3 protein-coding genes are annotated in these 22036 nt (G+C 71.9%); all 3 read right to left on the bottom strand.

Going from position 1 to position 22036, the window contains the following annotated elements; all coding sequences use genetic code 11:
- Nucleotides 1-4687 (bottom strand): beta-ketoacyl synthase N-terminal-like domain-containing protein (locus ACZ45Z_RS33070; RefSeq protein ID WP_468370550.1); only part of this gene is annotated, 4687 nt, incomplete at its 3' end.
- A gap of 87 nt (nucleotides 4688-4774) precedes the next feature.
- The gene (locus ACZ45Z_RS33075) at nucleotides 4775-15079 is read right to left on the bottom strand and encodes a type I polyketide synthase (RefSeq protein ID WP_468370553.1); all 10305 of its coding nucleotides are present in this window, start codon (nucleotides 15077-15079) and stop codon (nucleotides 4775-4777) included.
- Between the two features lie 113 nt (nucleotides 15080-15192).
- The coding region (locus ACZ45Z_RS33080; RefSeq protein ID WP_468370555.1) for a type I polyketide synthase at nucleotides 15193-22036 on the bottom strand (6844 nt) is incomplete at its 5' end.

Genomic DNA, 22036 nt, shown 5'->3' on the forward strand with positions numbered 1-22036 from the left:
GCACCACCCCCGACACCTCATGCGCCGCGAACACCCCCGCCAACGCCTCACGATCCGCCACATCACACGCCACCACGAACGCCTCGACACCCAAGCCACGCACCCCAGCCGCGAGTTCATCAGCGGGACGACGCGATACCAACACCACCCGACGCACCCCGTGATGCGCCACCAAGTGGCGAACCACCAGACCACCCAGCAGGCCCGACGCACCCGTCACCAGCACCGCGCCCTCACCCCAGACACCGTCGCGTACGGCGACCGGCACCTGCGCCCGCACCACACGCGGCACCCGCAACTCACCCCCACGCACCGCGACCTGCGACTCACCACAAGCCACAGCGGAGGGCAGCGCGCCCAGGGACACCGCCTCACCATCCACATCCACCAGCACGAACCGCCCCGGATGCTCCGACTGCGCCGAGCGCAACAACCCCCACACCGGTGCGTGCGCCAGCCCGGGCACGTTCTCCTCCGGCCCGGCCGCGACGGCTCCCCGAGTCAGCACGACCAGCCGGGACGAGGCGAAACGCTCATCGGCCAGCCACTCCTGGACCAGAGCCAGCGTTCGGTGCAGCGCGGGACGCAGCTCTCCCGAGCAGGGCACGACGACCACGTCGGGCACGTTGGTCAGCGAGGCGAGGTCCACGCTGCGTTCGGCGCCAGGGAGCGCGGCGGCGTACCCCAGGTGGTCGTCGTCGTGGTTGTGGTCGTGGTCGTGGTCGTCGCCGATCACGGCCCAGCTCGGCGTCCGTTCATCGGGAGTCCGGGCGCTCCCCTCGGTCAGCGGGTGCCAGGTCACGCGGTACAACGCGTCGCGTACCGCGTTCCGTGCGCCGTCCATCTGGTTGACGGTGACCGGGCGCAGCGCCAGGGAGTCAATCGAGGCGACCGGCGCTCCCGCGGCGTCGGCGACGTCGAGGGTGATCGTGGCACCGGCGGAGCTGTCGTCCGTGGCCGTGCCCTTGGCCGTGCCCTCGGTCCTGTCCTGGGCAAGGAGGGCCAGCCGGACGCGCAGTGTGCGCGCGCCGGTGGCGTACAGCCGCACGCCGCGCCATGCGAACGGCATGCGGGGACGGGCCTCCTCGCCCACCACGGCCGGGGCGAGGCCGACGGTCTGGAGGGCGGCGTCGAGCAGCGCCGGGTGCAGCCCGTACCGGTCGGCGTCCCCGGTGGCGGCGTCGGCCTCGGGCGGCAGGACCACCTCGGCGAACACCTCGTCGGCGCGCCGCCAGGCCGCCCGCAGCCCCTGGAAGGCCGGGCCGTAGGCGACGCCGGCCTCGCCGGCCTGCCGGTACCACTCGGTCACATCGAGCGGCTCGGCGTCCGGCGGCGGCCAGGCAGCCGCCGCGAACGGCTGCGGTCGCCGCCCGTCGGCCGCCGCCGTCATGAGGATGCCGCCGGCGTGGCGCGTCCACGGCGAGTCGGCCGCCGTGTCACCGTCCGGCCGGGAGTGCACGGTGAGCGTGCGGCGCCCGGCCGGGTCGGCGGGCCCGATCAGAAGCCTGAGGTGGAGTCCCCCGTCGGCGGGCAGCACGACGGGGGTTTCCAGCGTCAGCTCGTCGAGAAGATCGCACCCGGCCCGCTCGCCGCCGCGAAGCGCCAGTTCCACCAGGGCGCTGCCCGGCAGCACGGCGCTGCCCAGGACCGTGTGATCGGCCAGCCAGGGCTGCGCGGCGAGCGACAGCCGGCCGGTGAAGACCAGTTCGCCGGATTCGGGAGCCTCGACCACGGCGCCGAGCAGCGGGTGTGCCGCGTCCTCCAAGCCGAGGGATGCCGCATCCCCGGCGTGGGCGAGGGGGCTCCTCGGCCAGTAGCGCTGCCGCTGGAACGCGTACGTGGGCAGGTCCACTCGCCGCTCCGGCCCCTCTCCGTCACCGAAGTACGCGGACCAGTCGACGTCCGCACCACGGACGAACGCCGCGGCGACGGCCTCCAGCACCGACTGCGGCTCGGGGCGCCCGCGCCGCAGCGTCGCGGTGAAGGCCGAGCCGCCCGCCGACTCCACGGGCCGGTCACCGAGGGCCTCCTGGCCCATGGCGCACAGCACCCCGCCCGGTCCGAGCTCCAGGTACGTGCCGACGCCGTGCTCGCGCAGCGCCCGGACACCGTCGCCGAAGCGCACCGCTTGCCGGATGTGCCGCACCCAGTACTCCGGTGCGCACAGCTCCTCCGCCGTGGCCGTACGGCCGGTCACGTTGGAGATCACGGGTGTGCGCGGCGGGTGGAACTCCACCGTGTCCGCGACGCGCCGGAATTCGCGCAGCATCGGGTCCATGCGCGGGGAGTGGAAGGCATGGCTGACGTTGAGCCGCTTGGTGCGGTGGCCGCGGCCGGCCAGCTCGGCGGCCACGGCGAGGACCGCGGGCTCGTCGCCGGACACGACGACGGACCGTGGCCCGTTGACGGCCGCGATGCCCACACTGTCCTCTTGTCCGGCGAGCAACGGCCGTACCTCGTCCTCGCCGGCCCGTACGGACACCATCGCGCCGCCCGCGGGCAGGTCCTGCATCAGCCGTCCGCGCGCGGCCACCAGCCGGCAGGCATCGGCAAGGTCGAACACCCCGGCGACGTGCGCGGCGGCCAGCTCACCGATGGAGTGGCCCAGCAGCGCGTCGGGGCGCAGCCCCCAGCCCTCCACCAGCCGGAAAAGCGCGACCTCGATGGCGAAGAGCCCGGCCTGGGTGTAGCGGGTCCGGTCGATCCACTCCGCTTCGGGAGACTCGGGGTCGGCGAACAGGACGGCGAGCAGCGGCCGTTCGAGGTGCGGGTCGAGGTGTCCGACGACCTCGTCCAGCGCCGTGGCGAACGCCGGGCTGGTTTCGTACAGGTGGCATCCCATGCCCGGGTACTGGCTGCCCTGACCGGTGAACAGGAAGGCCGTACGGCCTTCGCGGCGGCCCTGCCCGCGCACCATGGACGGCGCGGACCCGCCCTCGGCGAGGGCGTCGAGCGCCGCGGAGAGCCCGCCGGGGCCGCCGGAGTGCAGCACCGCCCGGTGCTCGAAGGCGGTGCGGGTCGTGGCCAGGGCGAGGCCGGTCGCGCGCGGGCCGTGGGTGTTCTGGGTGGCCAGGTGGGTGCGCAACCGGGCTGCCTGGGCGCGCAGGGCGGTCTCGGAGCGGGCCGACAGCACCCAGGGGATGGGGAGCGCACCGGCAGCGCCGGCCTCGTCCGGAGCCGGACGCGCGGTCTCCGGTTCTGCCGCCTCCTTCGCCTTGGCCTTGGGGGCCTGTCCTTCCGGTGCCTTGCTGCCCTGTCCTTCCGGTTCCTTGGATGCCTGCCCTTCCGGCGCCTGTCCGTCCGGGGCCTGCTCCTCAGGGGCCTGTTCCTCAGGGGCCTGTTCGAGGATGACGTGCGCGTTGGTCCCGCTGACGCCGAAGGAGGAGACCCCGGCGCGGCGCGGCCGTCCCGTCTCCGGCCAGGGAATCCGCTCGGTCAGCAGGGACACCGCGCCCGCCGACCAGTCCACATGCCGGGACGGCCGGTCCACATGCAGCGTCCTGGGCAGGACACCGTGCCGCAGGGCCAGCACCATCTTCATCACACCGCCCACCCCGGCCGCCGCCTGGGTGTGCCCGATGTTGGACTTCAACGAGCCCAGCCACAACGGCCGTTGGCCCTCGCGCTGCTGGCCGTACGTCTCCAGCAGCGCCTGGGCCTCGATGGGGTCGCCGAGCGCGGTGCCGGTGCCGTGCGCCTCGACGGCGTCCACATCGGCGCAGGTCAGCCGAGCCTGGGCGAGGGCCTGTCGGATGACCCGCTCCTGGGCGGGTCCGTTGGGCGCGGTCAGGCCGTTGCTGGCGCCGTCCTGGTTGACGGCGCTGCCGCGCACCACGGCCAGCACCGGGTGGCCGTTGCGGCGCGCGTCCGAGAGCCGCTCCAGCAGCAGTACGCCCACGCCCTCGGAGAGATTGGTGCCGTCCGCGCTGTCCGCGAACGCCTTGCAGCGCCCGTCGGACGCCAGACCGATGCCCTGCCCCCGCGCGAACTCGTCGAACAGCACCGGCGTGGACATCACCGCGGCGCCGCCGGCCAGTGCGAGGGTGCACTCGCCGGTGCGCAGCGCCTGGGCTGCCAGATGCATCGCCACCAGCGACGACGAACACGCCGTGTCCACCGTCACGGCCGGGCCCTCCAGCCCCAGCGCGTACGACACCCGGCCCGAGGCGATACTGCCCGCACTGCCGTTGTACACATAGCCCTCGACCGCGTCCGGGGACCGGAGCACGAGGTCGGCGTAGTCGTGGTACATCACGCCGGTGAAGACCCCCGTACGGCTGCCCCGCAGCGACCGGGGATCCATCCCCGCCCGCTCCAGAACCTCCCAGGACGTCTCCAGCAGCAGCCGCTGCTGCGGATCCATCGCCAGCGCCTCACGCGGCGAGATCCCGAAGAACGCGGCGTCGAAGTCCGCCGCATCGTGGACGAACCCGCCCTGGCCGCTGAGGGAGTCGGGATTCCAGCCGCGGTCGGCGGGGAACGCCGAGACCGCGTCCTGGTCCTCGGCCACCAAGCGCCACAGGTCCTCCGGGGTCCGTACGCCGCCGGGGTAGCGGCAGCTCATCGCGACGATCGCGATCGGCTCCCGGGCGCGGTCGACGAGTTCACGGTTGTGCTGCCGCAGCCGCTCGGTCTCCTTGAGGGAGGCTCGCAGGGCGGCGACGACCTTCTCGTCAGGGTTGGTCATCTCGTACTCCACGTTCCGCGTTCCGCTTGCGATCGGACGTCGAAGAGGGTCAGGGGGGATTCGGGGGGGAGGGGCGCCCCGGCCCGGTCAGGTGTCCTTGCTGTCGAGGGCCAGGCTCACGAGGTGGTCGATGTCCATCGCGTCGATCGAGTCCGTAAGGTCCCGGGACCGTTCCGGATGCTCGACCGTGGCCCCCCGCTCGCCCTCGCCAGCACCGTCAGCGATGTCCGCCGCCTCGGGGAAGAGCTTGATCCCCAGGTGGACGGCGATGGCGTCGGGCGTCGGATGGTCGAACACGAGGGTGGCCGGCAGGCGCAGACCGGTGGCGTTCTTGAGGCGGTTGCGCAGCTCGACCGCGGTCAGCGAGTCGAAGCCCAGCTCCTTGAACGGCCGGCCGGGCTCGATCGCCGCCACGGACGTGTGCCCGAGTACGGACGCCACCTGGGCGACGACCAGGTCCTCCAGCGCGCGGGCCCGCTCCGCCGCGGAGACCTTGCTCAGCCGATCGCGCAGCGACACCGCCCCGTTCGCGTTCGCCGTGTCCGCGCCGTCGGCCGCGGTACGGCGGACGTGGGTCCGTACGAGCCCGCTCAGCAGCGGCGGTACGGATCCGGAGGCGGCCAGCGCGCGCAACGCGGAGGTTTCCAGTCGCATCGGCAGCAGCCGCGGCTCGTCCGCCGCGCAGGCCGCGTCGAACAGTGCCAGCCCTTCCTGCGAGGTCATCGGGGCGATGCCCACCCGCGACATGCGGTGCAGATCGGCGCGGCCAAGGTGGCCGGTCAGCCCACTGCGCTCTTCCCACAGGCCCCAGCCCAGGGAGGTGGCGGGCAACCCCTCCGCCCGCCGCCGCTGCGCCAACGCGTCCAAAAACGCATTCGCCGCCGCATAACTCCCCTGCCCCGGACCACCCAACGACCCCGCAGCCGACGAGAACAACACAAACGCCCGCACACCCGGCAACCCACGCGTCAACTCATCCAACACCACCGCCCCATCCACCTTCGGCCGCAGCACCCCATCAACACGCCCCGAAGACAACGACTCCACCACACCGTCGTCCAACACACCCGCCGCATGCACCACCCCCGACACCTCATGCGCCGCGAACACCCCCGCCAACGCCTCACGATCCGCCACATCACACGCCACCACGAACGCCTCGACACCCAAGTCACGCACCCCAGCCGCGAGTTCATCAGCGGGACGACGCGATACCAACACCACCCGACGCACCCCGTGATGCGCCACCAAGTGGCGAACCACCAGACCGCCCAGCAGGCCCGACGCACCCGTCACCAGCACCGCGCCCTCACCCCAGGGACTGTCGGGTACAGCGGTCGAAACCTGCGCCCGCACCACACGCGGCACCCGCAACTCACCCCCACGCACCGCGACCTGCGACTCACCACAAGCCACAGCGGAGGGCAGGGCCCCCAAGGACACCGCCTCACCGTCCACATCCACCAGCACGAACCGCCCCGGATGCTCCGACTGCGCCGAGCGCAACAACCCCCAGACGGCGGCATGAGGAAGGTCGAGCTCCTTGTCGTCGGGGGTGGCCGCGACCGCGCCTCGGGTGAGTACGACCAGCCGCGACGAGGCGAAACGCTCATCGGCCAGCCACTCCTGGACCAGTGTCAGCGTCCGGTGCAGCGCGGCGTGGGTGGCGTCGGCGAGCGGGGCCTCGGCGAGACCCGCGGCACCGCCGGCTCCGGCCGCACACGGGAAGACCACCACGTCCGGAACGCCGTGCGACGACTGCTCCTGAGCGGCGCCGAGAGCAGCCAGGTCGGCGTGGGACACCACGGCCGCTCCAGAGCCTTCCAGCGCGGCCACCACCTCGGACACCTCACTGCCCAGGACGGCCCAGCGAGGGCTGTCGTGCGGGGTGCCGGCCGTCGGGAACGGGATCCAGTCCACCGCGAACATCGCGTCGCGTACGGGCGAACTCGCGGCCCGCAGCAGCTCCGTTGAAACCGGCCGGGTGACCAGCGACTCGATGGCCGCCACCGGGGCGCCCGTGGGGTCCGCGACCGCCACCGAAACGGTGTCCTCGCCCAGCGGCGTGACCCGTACGCGCAGCGCGGCGGCACCCGTCAGGTGGAGTGACACCCCGCTCCAGGAGAACGGCAGGCGTGCCCGCCCCTCGCCCACGTCGGGAACGGCGCCCAGGCCCAGGGTGTGCAGTGCGGCGTCCAGCAGCGCGGGGTGCAGGCCGAAGGCTCCCGCGTCCGCGGCCGCCTCCTCGGGAAGCTGTACCTCGGCGAACAGTTCGTCGCCGCGCCGCCAGGCCGCCCGCAGCCCGTGGAAGGCCGGGCCGTATCCGTATCCCTGTGCGGCGAGCCGGTCGTAGTAGCCGTCGATCGCTACCGGTTCGGCGCCGACCGGGGGCCAGATGGCCAGGTCCGTCCCGGCGGGCGGGGCACCCGCCGGTGTGGGGGCCTCGGCGGGTGCCAGCGTGCCGGTGGCGTGCCGTACCCATGGGCCGCGCTCGTCGGCCCTCGCACGTGAGTGGACGCTCAGCGTGCGGCGTCCTGAGGCGTCGGCGGCGCCCAGGCCGACCTGGAGGGCCACACCACCGCGCTCAGGCACGATCAACGGAGCCTCCAGCGTCAGCTCCTCAACCAACCCGCAGCCGGCCTCATCACCGGCCCGCACCGCAAGCTCCACAAACGCCGTGCCTGGCAACAACACCGTCCCCGCCACCGCATGATCCGCCAACCACGGATGCGACCGAAGCGACAACCGCCCCGTGAACAGCACCTCATCCGAACCCGCAACCTCAACCGCCGCCCCCAGGAAGGGGTGGTCCGCGGTCACCAGGCCGGCAGCCGTCATGTCGGCGACGGTCGAAGCGGGGGCTTCCAGCCAGTAGCGCTCGCGTTGGAAGGCGTATGTGGGCAGGTCGGCGCGTCGGGCGCCGGTGTGGGCGAAGAGTGCCGGCCAGTCCACCTGGACACCGGTGACGTACAGCTCAGCGGCCGAGGTCAGGAAGCGTTCCAGGGTGCCTTCGTCACGCCGGAGGGAGCCGGTTACGACGACGTCGGTGGGCGCGTCGTCCAGGGTTTCCTGGACGCCGACGGTCAGCACGGGGTGCGCACTGGACTCCACGAACGTCGTGAAACCCTCCGCCGACAGGGCACGGATACCGGCCTCGAACTGGACCGGACGCCGCAGGTTCCGATACCAGTACGCCGCGTCCAGACGTTGAGTGTCGAGGAAGGCGTCCTCCACGGTGGAGTAGAAGGGGACGCGTCCCGACTGTGGGCGCAGCGGCTCCAGAACGGTGAGCAGCTCCTGCTCAATGGCCTCCACATGCGCCGAATGCGACGCGTAATCCACCGGGATGCGGCGTGCCCGCACGTCGTCCGCCTCACAGGCGGCGACAAACGCCTCCACGGCAGTCGCGTCGCCCGAAACGACCGTGGACATGGGCCCGTTGACGGCTGCGACGCCCAGTCCGGCCGCCGCCTTCAGGCGCTCCCGCACCTCCGCCTCAGGAAGCGCGATGGACGCCATGCCACCGCGTCCGGCCAGCTCACGACCGATGACCTGCGAACGCAGCGCCACCACCCGCGCTCCATCCTCCAACGACAGTCCACCCGCCACCACAGCCGCAGCGATCTCACCCTGCGAGTGACCCATCACCGCATCCGGCACCACACCCACCGAACGCCACAACTCCGCGAGCGACACCATCACCGCCCACGTCACCGGCTGGACCACATCCACCCGATCCAAGTCACGGCCCTCACCCAGGACTTGGAGCAGGTCCCAGTCCACGAGCGGCGCCAACGCCTCCCCACACCGCCGCATCCACCCCGCGAACACCGGCGAAGAGGACATCAACTCCGCGCCCATGCCCACCCACTGCGACCCCTGACCAGGGAAAACCAACACCGTCCGACCAACCTCACGAACGGCACCACACACCACACCAGCCCACTCACGGCCCTCACCACGAGCCACCGCACCCAGGGCATCAAGCAAACCGGACCGGTCAGCGCCGAGCACCACCGCACGCCGCTCAAAAGCCGACCGTGACCTTGCCAGCGAGAGCCCCACATCGGCCGGCTCCAGTTCGGGCCGGGCCGCCACGTAGGACCGCAGTCGTTCCGCCTGCGCGCGCACCGCGCCGTCGCCTCGGCCCGAAATCACCCACGGCACCACCTCCGGAGCGGAAATGCGCTGCTCCCCCGGCTGCTCCGGCTCTCCCGCCTCCGCCACCGGAGGCTCCTCCAGCACAAGGTGGGCGTTGGTGCCGCTGATCCCGAACGAGGAGACACCAACACGCCGCACCCGATCCGGCGACGACGCCCAGGCCCGCTCCTCCGTCAGCAACTCCACCGCACCGGCCGACCAGTCCACCTGCGGTGTCGGTTCGGCCGCGTGCAGGGTGCGGGGCAACCGCCCGTTTTCCAGGGCCTTGACCATCTTGATGACTCCGGCCGCGCCGGCCGCGGCCTGAGTGTGCCCGATGTTGGACTTCACCGAACCCAGCCACAACGGCCGTTCGCCATCCCGTCCCTGCCCGTACGTCGCCAGCAGCGCCTGCGCCTCGATCGGGTCACCGAGCCGGGTGCCCGTACCGTGCGCCTCCACCGCGTCCACCTGGTCCGGGGTGAGGCGTGCGTTGGCCAGTGCCTGCCGGATCACCCGCTGTTGCGAGGGACCGTTCGGGGCGGTCAGACCGTTGCTCGCACCGTCCTGGTTCATCGCGGTGCCGCGCACCACGGCGAGCACGGGGTGGCCGTTGCGTCGCGCGTCCGACAGCCGCTCCAGCAGCAGCATGGCCGCGCCTTCGGCCATGCCCATGCCGTCCGCGTCCGCCGAGAACGCCCGGCACCGGCCGTCGACGGACAGCCCGCGCTGCCGGCTGAACTCGGTGAAAGAGGTGGGTACGGCCATGACCGACGCGCCGCCGGCCAGGGCCAGCGAGGACTCGCCCTGGCGCAGCGACTGCGCCGCCAGATGCAGCGCGACCAGCGACGACGAGCATCCGGTGTCCAGGGTGACCGCGGGGCCCTCCAGACCGAGGAGGTAGGAGACCCGGCCGGAGGCGATGCTCGCCGTGTTGCCCGTGCCCAGGTAGCCCTCGACGCCCTCGGGGGTCTCCTGGAGACGCGAGCCGTAATCGTGGTAGCTGACTCCGGCGAAGACCGCGGTGCTGCTGCCGCGCAGGGACTGCGGGTCGATGCCGGCCCGCTCGAACGCCTCCCACGACGTCTCCAGCAGCAGCCTCTGCTGCGGGTCCATCGCCAGCGCCTCACGCGGGTTGATTCCAAAGAACGCGGCGTCGAAGTCGGCCGCGTCGTGCAGGAAGCCACCATGGCGGGTGTACGTCTTGCCCGGCCGTTCCGGGTCCGGGTCGTAGAGCGATTCGATGTCCCAGCCCCGGTCGGTCGGCAGCTCCGAGATCACATCGCCGCCGCGGACCAGCAGCTCCCACAGGTCCTCCGGAGACCGGACCTCGCCGGGGAAACGGCAAGCCATCCCCACGATCACGATCGGATCGTCGTCGGGTGCGGGGAGAGCGGCCGGTGCCGGCGCGGCGGCGACGGAGTCCTGGTCCGTGCCGAGGATCTCGTCGTGCAGGAAGCCGGCGAGGACGGTGGGAGAGGGGTAGTCGAAGATCAGCGTGGCCGGGAGGCGCAGGCCGGTGGCGTTCTTGAGGCGATTGCGCAGCTCGACGGCGGTGAGGGAGTCGAAGCCCAGGTCCCGGAAGGCCCGCGTGGGTGCCACGGCCTCGGGCGAGGCGTGGCCGAGGACCGATGCCGCCTGCGTACGGACCAGTTCGAGCAGTACGGCGTGGCGCTCGGCGGGCGCCTGTCCGGACAGGCGGTCGCGCAGCGGCGAGGGGGCGGCGTCGGTCGGGGCGCCGGTGTTGCCGCCGACCCCGCCCGCGGGGGTGTTGCTTCCGTCGATCGCTTGCTGCGCCTCGGGGACGCCGCCGAGCAGCGGACGCGGCCCCGCCGAGGTGAAGACCGGAACGAAACGGTCCCAGTCCACATCGGCGACGGTGACGCAAGCCTCGTCGTGCGCGAGGACCTGGCGCAGCGCGGAGAACGCGGTGTCCGGGTCGAGGAACGGCAGCCCGCGCGCCTGGAGCTGCTCGGGCTTGACACCTTCCGGCAGCCGCTCGGGGTCCCATACGTCCCAGACGCCCCAGGCGATGGAGCTGGCGGGGAGGCCCCGGGCGCGGCGCTGTTCGGCGAGGGCGTCGAGGAAGGCATTGGCCGCGGCGTACGCGCCGTGGTCGCCGCTGCCCCAGACCCCGGCGATGGAGGAGAAGAGGACGAAGGCGTCCAGGTCGCCCTGGTCGAGCAGGGCGTCCAGGTGGGCCGCGCCGGCGACCTTGGCGGCGAGCACCTCGGCGAACTCGGCGGGGTCCGCCTCGGTCAGCGCGGCCAGCTCGATGAAGGCGGCGGCGTGGATGACGGTACGTACGGTGTCGCCGTCCGCGGCCAGTCCGGCCAGGAGCGCGGCGAGCGCGTCGCGGTCCGCGACGTCACAGGCGGACGCGGTCAGACGGACGCCCTCGGTGGCGAGTTCGTCCCGCAGCTCGGCCATGCCCGGTGCCGCGGCGCCGCGCCGGCTGACGAGCACCACATGCTCGGCGCCGTTGTCCGCGAGCCAGCGGGCGATATGCGGGCCGAGTGCCCCGGTGCCTCCGGTGACCAAGGCCGTGCCACGGGTCCGCCAGGCCGTCTCGGTCCCGTACGCCTCGGCCGCTTCCGCCAGCGGAGCCCGTACGAGACGGCGGGCGAACACGCCCGAGGGCCGTACAGCCACCTGGTCCTCGTCCGCCGGCCTGCCGGCCAGCACCGCGCACAGCCGCGCGCCGGCCCGGCCGTCCCACGCCTCGGGCAGGTCCACCAGGCCGCCCCAGCGCTCCGGCAGCTCCAGGGCGGCCACCCGGCCCAGGCCCCAGACCTGGGCCTGGACGGCGCTCAGCAGCGGGTCCGTGCCGCCGACCGACACCGCGCCCCGAGTTCCCAGCCACAGGCGGGCCGAGACGCCCGCTTCGTCCAGTGCCTGTACCAGCGCCAGCGTCCCCGCCACGCCGGCGGACATCGCCGCGTGGTCGGCATGAGGACGCTCGTCCAGTGCGAGGAGCGAGAGCACACCGGCCAGGGGCCTGCCCTCGGCCTGCGAGGCGGCGAGCCACTCCTCGATACGGGCACGCCAGGCAGCACGATCGGCGCCGACCGCGCTCAGCTCCAACTGGTCGACCTCCGCGCCACCTTCAGCCAGCGCCGCCACCGCACCGGTCACCGCCGCCGACTCGGCATGCCCGGCCGGGACCACGACCAGCCACGTGCCCGCGAGGGGGGTCGAGCGAGGGGCATCGGGCAGCGGCTTCCACGTCACGCGGTAGCGCCAGCTCTCCACCGTCGACGCGCGCTGCCGCTCACGGCGCCAGGACGCCAACGCGGGCAGCACCGCGCTCAGCGGCGCATCCCCGTCAAGCTCCAGCGCCCCGCCCAGCGATGCCCAGTCCTCCGCCTCAACGGCCGCCCAGAAACGGCCGTCCACGACATCCCCCGTGGCGAGAGCGGCCGTCGCTGCCGGAGTCGTCGACACCGGGGCTTCCAGCCAGTAGCGCTCGCGTTGGAAGGCGTATGTGGGCAGGTCGACGCGTCGGGCGCCGGTGTGGGCGAAGAGCGCCGGCCAGTCCACCTGGACACCGGTGACGTACAGCTCGGCGGCCGAGGTCAGGAAACGCTCCAGGGTGCCTTCGTCGCGGCGTAGGGAGCCGGTTACGACGACGTCGGTGGGCGCGTCGTCCAGGGTCTCCTGGACACCGACCGTGAGAACCGGGTGCGCACTGGACTCCACGAACGTCGTGAAACCGTCCGCCGACAACGCCCGAATACCGGCCTCGAACTGGACCGGACGCCGCAGGTTCCGATACCAGTACGCCGCATCCAGATGCTGCGTGTCGAGGAAAGCGCCCTCCACGGTGGAGTAGAACGGGACGCTGCCCGACTGCGGCCGTACGGATCCGAGCTTCACCAGAAGCTCGTGCTCGATGGTCTCCACGTGCGCCGAGTGCGAGGCGTAGTCCACCGGGATGCGGCGTGCCCGCACGTCGTCCGCCTCGCAGGCGGCGACAAACGCCTCCACAGCAGTCGCATCGCCCGAAATGACCGTGGACATGGGCCCGTTGACGGCTGCGACGCCGAGCCCGGCCTCCGCCTTCAGCCGCTCCCGAACCTCCGCCTCAGGAAGCGCGATGGACGCCATACCGCCACGACCGGCCAGCTCACGACCGATGACCTGCGAACGCAGCGCCACCACCCGCGCACCATCCTCCAACGACAAACCACCCGCCACCACAGCAGCAGCGATCTCACCCTGCGAATGACCCAACACCGCATCCGGCACCACACCCACCGAACGCCACAACTCCGCCAGCGACACCATCACCGCCCACGTCACCGGCTGCACCACATCCACCCGATCCAAGTCACGGCCCTCGCCCAAGACTTGAAGCAGATCCCAGTCAACGAACGGCGCCAACGCCTCCCCACACCGCCGCATCCACCCCGCGAACACCGGCGAAGAGGACATCAACTCCGCACCCATGCCCACCCACTGCGAACCCTGACCAGGGAACACCAACACCGTCCGACCAACCTCACGAACGGCACCACACACCACACCAGCCGACTCCCGGCCCTCACCGCGAGCCACAGCACCCAGGGCATCAAGCAAACCGGACCGGTCTACCGCGACGATGACCGCGCGGTTCTCCAACGCGGCCCGAGCCGTCGCCAGCGAGAATCCCACATCCACCGGCTCCAACTCGGGCCGAGCGTCCACAAACGACCGCAGCCGCTCCGCCTGCGCCCGCAACGCACCCTCACCACGACCGGAAACCACCCACGGCACCACGCCCGGAACGCCGGCCGTCCGCCGCTCCGACTCCCCCGCCTCCGCTTCCGCCTCCGTCTCCACCACCGGAGGCTCCTCCAGCACAAGGTGGGCGTTGGTGCCGCTGATCCCGAACGAGGAGACACCAACACGCCGCACCCGATCCGGCGACGACGGCCAGGCCCGCTCCTCCTTCAGCAGCTCCACCGCACCGGCCGACCAGTCGATGCGGTGCGAGGGCTCGTCCGCGTGCAGCGTGCGCGGCAGCGTCGCCTCACCGAATGCCATGATCATCTTCATCACAGAGGCCGCGCCGGCCGCGGCCTGGGTGTGCCCGATGTTGGACTTCACCGAACCCAGCCACAGCGGCTGTCCGCTGTCCCGCCCCTGCCCGTACGTCGCCAGCAGCGCCTGCGCCTCGATCGGGTCGCCCAGCGTCGTCCCCGTTCCGTGCGCCTCCACCACGTCCACCTGGTCCGGGGTGAGGCGCGCGTTGGCCAGTGCCTGGCGGATGACGCGCTCCTGGGACGGGCCGTTGGGGGCCGTCAGACCATTGCTCGCACCGTCCTGGTTGATGACGCTGCCGCGCACCACCGCAAGCACCGGATGGCCGTTGCGCCGCGCGTCCGACAGCCGCTCCACGACGAGCAGGCCGACGCCCTCGGACAGCGCCGTACCGTCCGCGTCCGCTCCGAACGCCTTGACCCGCGCGTCCGGCGCGAGCCCCCGCTGCCTGCTGAACTCGATGTAGGAAGCGGGCGAGGACATCACGGAGATGCCACCGGCCAGCGCCATCGTGCAGTCGCCCTGCCGCAGCGCGTGGCACGCCAGGTGCAGTGCGACCAGCGACGACGAGCACGCGGTGTCCACCGTCACCGCCGGGCCCTCCAGCCCGAACGTGTAGGACACCCGGCCCGACACCACGCTCGCCGTATTGCCGATCCCGATGTGGCCCTCGGCCTCCTCAGGCACCTCGGGCAGGCGGGTGGCGTAGTCCTGGTAATTGGATCCGACGAACACTCCCGTCCGCGAACCGCGCAGGGACTGCGGGTCGATGCCGGCCCGCTCGAACGCCTCCCACGACGTCTCCAGCAGCAGCCTCTGCTGCGGATCCATCGCCAGCGCCTCACGCGGCGAAATGCCGAAGAATCCCGGGTCGAATTCCGCCGCGTCGTGCAGAAAACCGCCCTCGCGTACATATGACGTGCCCGAGTGCTCCGGGTCCGGGTCGTACAGCGACTCGACGTCCCAGCCACGGTCGTCGGGAAATGCGGTGATCGCGTCGCCGCCCTCGCGGACCAGTCGCCACAGCTCTTCCGGAGAGCGCACGTCACCGGGGAAGCGGCAGCTCATCGCGACGATGGCGATCGGCTCGTGGTCCTTCGCCTCCGCCTCGCTCAGTCGGCGTCGGGCCTGGCGCAGATCGCCGACCACACGCTTGAGGTAATCGCGGAGCTTTTCCTCGGTCATGTTCGGGGTGTCGGGGGAGCCGGCGTTGGCATCGGGCTTCGACATATTCGACATCTGTGTCACGTCCTCGTACAGCCGAAAGTCAAGGGGCAGGGCAGCAGGCTCCGGATGAGGGCCAGGCTTCCCGGACTGGGAAAGGCCGGATTTTCCGGCGGTCTTCAGAGGTCTCCGAACTCTTCGTCGATCAGCGCGAACATCTCCTCGTCCGAACCGGGGGCGAACTCCTCCTTTTCCACGGTGCTTCGGTCCTCGCTCCCGGTGGTGCGGGTGTCCTCCCACCGCCAGAGCAGGGCCTTCAGGCGCGTCGCGACCTTGCTGCGTACGGAGTCGTCGGGGGCGACCTCGGACAGTGCGACTTCGAGCCGCTCCAGGTCCGCCAGCACGGACGGTTCGGTCTCCGGGCCGTCCGGCACCAGCTCGGTGCGCAGCCGCTCCGCGAGCGCGACGGGGGTGGGGTAGTCGAAGACCAGGGTCGGGGCCAACCGGAGGCCGGTCGCGCGCTTGAGCCGGTTGCGGAGTTCGACGGCGGTCAGCGAGTCGAGGCCGAGGTCCTTGAAGGCGCGGTTCGCCTGTACCTCGTCGGTGGAGGCGTGCCCGAGCACCGAGGCGGCCTGCTCCCGGACCAGCTCCAGCAGCAGACGGTCCTGCTCCGACCTGGTAACGCCCGCCAGCCGCTCGGTCAACGTGCTGCCCGGCTTCTCGGACCCCTCGACCCCCTGGGCCCCCACTGCTCCCGACACCGTGAGGGAGCGGCGCACCGGCACCTTGCGTACGACACTCCTGAACAGCGCGGGCAGCACTCCGGCCGCGGCCTGGGACCGCAGTTCAACGGTGTCCAGGCGGGCGGGGACGACGACCGCTTCGCCGTTTGCCGCACCGTACGCCGTAGCTGCGTCGAAGAGTGCCAGTCCTTCCTCGGCCGTCATGGGCGCGGCGCCGGCGCGGGACATCCGTGCCAGGTCGACGTCGCTGAGCCGGCCGGCCATTCCGCTGCGCTGCTCCCACAGGCCCCAGGCCAGCGATACGGCGGGCAGGCCGCGCTCGCGGCGGTGGCGGGCCAGTGCGTCCAAGAAGGCGTTGGCGGCCGAGTAGTTCGCCAGCCCGGCGCCGCCGAGAGTGCCGGAGAGCGAGGAGAAGAGCACGAATGCGGCCAGGTCGAGGTGCTCGGTGAGAGCGTGCAGATTCAGGGCACCGTCGACCTTCGGTCGCAGTACGCGGTCGATCCGCTCGGGGGTCAGCGACTGGACGACGCCGTCGTCCAGCTCGGCCGCGGTGTGCACCACGGCGGTGAGCGGACGGTCCGCCGGGATGGCCGCCAGCACCTTCGCCAGCTCCTGGCGATCGGTGACGTCGCAGGCCACGACGTCGACCGAGGCACCCGCCCCGGCCTGCTCGGAGAGCTCGGCCGCCAGCTCGGGCATACCGTCCGCCGCCAGGCCCCGGCGGCTGGTCAACAGCAGGTGCCGGGCGCCGCGTTCGATCACCAGGTGACGGGCTAGCAGGCGAGCGAGACCGCCGGACGCGCCGGTGATCAGGACCGTTCCGTTCGGGTCGAAACCCCTGCCGACGGCTTCGGAGTCGGAAGCGGAGTCGGAGTCGGAGTCGGAGTCGGAGTCGGAGTCGGAGTCGTACCGAGTGTCGCCCGGAGTGTCGGCAGGCTGCTCGACGCGGGCCAGGCGAGCCGCGGTGACCTCGTCGGCACCAAGCCTGAGCTGCGGTTCACCGGTGGCCACCGCCGCAGCCATCGCCTCCCACGGATACGGGCCGGCGTCCCGTCCGCCATCCGTCTCCAGCAGCACGAACCGCCCCGGATTCTCCACCTGCGCCGAGCGGACGAGCCCCCATACCGGCGCCCCGACCAGGTCCTGCCGGGCCACGATCACCAGCCGGGACTCCTCGAACCGCTCGTCGGCCAGCCACGCCCGCACCAGCTCCAGGGCACGGTGCGCGGCGCTGCGGACCGCGCCGGCAACGTCTGCGGCCGCCTCGGCATCTGCGCCTGCATCGGCGTCTGCCCGAGCGTCGGCGTCGGTGTCGGTGTCGGCCGGCAGCGGGGCGAAGACCAGCTCCGGGGTCTCCTCGCCCGCGGCGAGCGCGTCGCCCAGCGCCTCCAGATCCGCGTACGCCGCCGGGCCTGCGCCCAGAACCACCCAGCGGCCGACGGCCGGGCCGGTCCGGGGTACGGCGACCGGGACCCAGTCATAACGGAAGAGCGAGTCGTTGTGCGCTCCCGCTCCCGCTCCCGCTCCCGCTCCCGCTTCCGTAGCGAGTTCCTCGTCCGCCACCTGATGAAGGGTCAGGGAGTCCACCGAGGCAACCATCTGCCCCTGGGCATCGGCAACGACGACGGACACGGCCTCGTCCCCCACCTTGGCCATACGCACCCGCAGCGCGTCAGCACCCGTGGCGTGAAGACGTACCCCGCCCCACACGAACGGCCGCCTGCTCCGCCCGGGCTCGGGGTCCGGGAGCAGCGTGTCCAGGCCGAGCGGCTGCAGTGCGGCGTCCAGCAGGGCGGGGTGCAGGGCGAAGGCCGCCGCGTCCGCGGCCGCCTCCTCGGGAATCCGCACCTCGGCGAACAGTTCGTCGCCACGACGCCAGGCCGCCCGCAGCCCCTGGAAGGCCGGGCCGTAGTCGACACCGAGGGCGGCCAGGCGCTCGTATGCGTCGTCCACGGGTACCGAGGCGGCATCGGCGGGGGGCCAGACGGCCAGGTCCGTCCCAGGGGACGCGGTACCCGCCGGTGTGGGGGCCTCGGCGGGTGCCAGCGTGCCGGTGGCATGCCGCACCCACGGGCCCTCGCCGTCTTCCGTGGCTCGGGAGTACAGACTCAGCGTGTGGCGTCCTGAGCCGTCGGCGGCGCCCAGGCCGAGCTGAAGGGTGACACCGCCGCGCTCGGGCACGATCAACGGAGCCTCCAGCGTCAGCTCCTCCACCAGCCCACAGCCGGCCTCATCACCGGCCCGCACCGCAAGCTCCACAAACGCCGTACCCGGCAGCAACACCGTCCCCGCCACCGCATGATCCGCCAACCACGGATGCGACCGCAGCGACAACCGCCCCGTGAACAGCACCTCGTCCGAACCGGCAACCTCAACCGCCGCTCCCAGCAACGGATGACGCGCCGAACCCAGCCCCAAGGACAGCGCATCGCCGGCCTCCGCCGGAGCCGTTCGCGGCCAGTAGCGGCGGCCTTGGAAAGCGTATGTGGGCAGGTCGACGCGTCGCGCGCCGGTGCGGGCGAAGTGCGCCGGCCAGTCCACCGGAACACCGGTGACGTACAGCTCGGCGGCGGAAGTCAGGAAGCGTTGCAGCGTGCCTTCGTCACGCCGCAGGGAGCCGGTCACCACCGCATCGACGTCGGTGGCCGCGTCGTCCAGGGTCTCCTGGACACCGACCGTGAGAACCGGGTGCGCACTGGACTCCACGAACGTCGTGAAACCCTCCGCCGACAGGGCCCGCACACCGGCCTCGAACTGCACCGGACGCCGCAGATTCCGATACCAGTACGCCGCATCCAGACGCTGGGTGTCGAGGAAGGCGTCCTCCACGGTGGAGTAGAACGGAACGTTGCCCGACTGCGGGCGCAGCGGCTCCAGAACGGTGAGCAGCTCCTGCTCGATGGTCTCCACATGCGCCGAGTGTGAGGCGTAGTCCACCGCGATACGGCGTGCCCGCACGCCGTCCGCCTCGCAGGCTGCGACAAACGCCTCCGCCGCGTCGGCGTCACCGGACACCACCGTCGAAGACGGACCGTTCACCGCCGCGACGCCCAACTCGCCTGACGTGGCGAGACGTTCGCGTACCTGGTCCTCGGGAAGCGCGATGGACGCCATGCCACCGCGTCCGGCCAGCTCACGACCGATGACCTGCGAACGCAGCGCCACCACCCGCGCACCATCCTCCAACGACAATCCACCCGCCACCACAGCCGCAGCGATCTCACCCTGCGAGTGACCCAACACCGCATCCGGCACCACACCCACCGAACGCCACAACTCCGCCAGCGACACCATCACCGCCCACGTCACCGGCTGCACCACATCCACCCGACCCAAGTCACGGCCCTCACCCAGGACTTGAAGCAGATCCCAGTCAACGAACGGCGCCAACGCCTCCCCACACCGCCGCATCCACTCCGCGAACACCGGCGAAGACAACATCAACTCCGCACCCATGCCCACCCACTGCGACCCCTGACCAGGGAACACCAACACCGTCCGACCAACCTCACGAACGGCACCACACACCACACCAACCCACTCACGGCCCTCACCCACAGCACCCAGGGCATCAAGCAAGCCGGACCGGTCTGCCGCGACGATGACCGCGCGGTTCTCCAACGCGGCCCGAGCCGTCGCCAGCGAGAACCCCACATCAACCGGCTCCAACTCGGGCCGAGCGTCCACGAACGACCGCAGCCGCTCCGCCTGCGCCCGCAACGCACCCTCACCACGACCGGAAACCACCCACGGCACCACACCCGCGGCAGAAGTCCCCGGCTCGCCCGACTCGCCCGACTCGCCCGGCTCCCCCAGCTCTTCCAGCTCATCCGCCTCGGCGATCGGGGCCTGCTCGATGATCACGTGCGCGTTCGTCCCGCTCACACCGAACGACGACACACCACCACGCCGCGCCCGACCGGCCGCCGAAGGCCAGTCCCGCTCCTGCGACAGCAGCTCCACCGCACCGGCCGACCAGTCCACATGCGGCGACGGCTCATCCACGTGCAACGTTCGCGGCAACACACCATGCCGCATCGCCATGACCATCTTGATGACTCCGGCCGCGCCGGCCGCGGCCTGAGTGTGCCCGATGTTGGACTTCACCGAACCCAGCCACAACGGCCGTTCGGCCTCCCGCCCCTGCCCGTACGTCGCCAGCAGCGCCTGCGCCTCGATCGGGTCCCCGAGCGTCGTCCCCGTTCCGTGCGCCTCCACCACATCCACATCGGCGGCCGACAGGTGCGCATTGGCCAGGGCCTGGCGGATCACCCGCTGCTGCGAGGGACCGTTCGGGGCGGTCAGGCCATTGCTCGCACCGTCCTGGTTCACCGCCGTACCGCGGACCACGGCCAGCACCTCATGGCCGTTACGGCGCGCGTCCGACAGCCGCTCCAGAACCAGCACGCCGACACCCTCACCCCAACCAGTGCCATCCGCACCGGCCGCGAACGCCTTGCACCGACCATCCGCCGCCAGCCCCCGCTGACGACTGAACTCCACAAACACTTCGGGAGTCGTCATCACCGTGATACCGCCGGCCAGGGCCAGGGTGCACTCGCCCTGGCGCAGGGCCTGCGCCGCCATGTGCAGCGCCACCAGCGACGACGAGCACGCGGTGTCCACCGTCACCGCCGGGCCCTCCAGCCCGAACGTGTAGGACACCCGGCCCGACACCACGCTCGCGGCGATACCCGTTCCGAGGTAGCCCTCCACCGTTTCCGGGACCTGCCGCAGCAAGGTGGCGTAGTCCTGCCCGTTGCTGCCCACAAAGACGCCCGTCTTGGAGCCGCGCAGCGACCGCGGGTCGATGCCGGCCCGCTCGAACGCCTCCCACGACGTCTCCAGCAGCAGCCGCTGCTGCGGATCCATCGCCAGCGCCTCACGCGGGTTGATGCCGAAGAACGCGGCGTCGAACCGGTCGACATCCTGGAGGAAGCCGCCCTCACGGACGTATGAAGTGCCGGAGCGGTCCGGGTCCGGGTCGTACAGGGCGTCCAGGTCCCAGCCCCGGTCGGCGGGGAACGCCGAGAGGGCTTCGCCGCCGCTCGCCAGCAGCTTCCACAGATCCTCGGGCGAGCCCACTCCGCCAGGGAAGCGACAGCTCATCGAGACGATCGCGATCGGCTCGTCGGCGTCCGGGGCGGTTGCCGCGGGCGTTCCCGCCCGGGCCTCGTCCACCGTGGTCAGATCCGCCGACTCCGGCCCGTCGCCGGTGAATTCGCCCAGGAGGTACTCGACCAGGTCGCCCGCCGTCGGGTAGTCGTAGATCACGCTCGCGGGGAGTCGCAGGCCGGTGGCCGCGTTCAGACGGTTGCGCAGCCGTACGGCGCCGAGCGAGTCGCAGCCGAGATCCTTGAAGGCCCGGCCGGGGTCGACCGCCTGCGGCCCGGCATGGCCGAGCACCGTCGCCGCCTGCGTACGGACCGTATGCAGCACGATGTCCCGCTGTTCGGCGCGCGGCAGTCCCGCGAGTCGTTCCGCCAAGGGCCCTGCGTCGTGCCGGGTCGCCGCGCCACTCACGTCCGGTGCGGCGTTGGAGGCGGCGGACAGCGCGCGCACCTCGGGCAGGTCGGCGATGAGGGGCCTGGGCCGGGCCGCGGTGAACGAGGGCACGAAGCGCTCCCAGTCCACGTCCGCGACCATCACGGCAGCCTCGCCACGTCCCACCGTCTGCGCCATCACTCCCAGCGCCTGTTCCGGATCCATCTCCAGGAAGCCGGTGCGGTGCAGTTGTTCCGAAGCGGCGTGATCCATCGCCATACCGGAGTGGGCCCATGCGCCCCAGGCCAGCGATGTCGCGGGCAGACCGAGGTCGTGACGCTGCTGCGCCAGAGCGTCCAAAGCGGCGTTGGCGGCGCTGTAGTTGGCCTGCCCCTCGTTGCCGAGGACTCCGGCCGCGGAGGAGAAGAGGATGAAGGCGTCGAGGTCGAGGTCACGGGTCAGCTCGTCCAGGACCGCCGCCGCATCGGCTTTCGCCCGCAGGACACCCGCCACCCGCTCCGGCGACAAGCCCTCCAACACCCCGTCGTCCAGAACACCCGCCGTATGCACCACCGCCGACAGACCCGGCAACGACCCCAACAAAGACCCAACCGCCTCACGATCCGCCACATCACAAGCGGCAACGCTCAGCTCCACCCCCAATCCACCAAACTCCGCCTCCAGGGATTCCAGACCCGCCACATCGGCACCCCGCCGACTCGCCAACACCACACGCTCGGCCCCCCGCCGCGCAGCCCACAACGCCACCCGACGACCCAACGCACCCGTACCACCC

It is taken from the genome of Streptomyces sp. NPDC031210 (assembly GCF_055570395.1).

Excerpts from the sequence above, each read along its gene's own strand:
- ACZ45Z_RS33075 (WP_468370553.1), bottom strand. The coding sequence starts at position 15,079 with ATGTCGAAGCCCGATGCCAACGCCGGCTCCCCCGACACCCCGAACATG.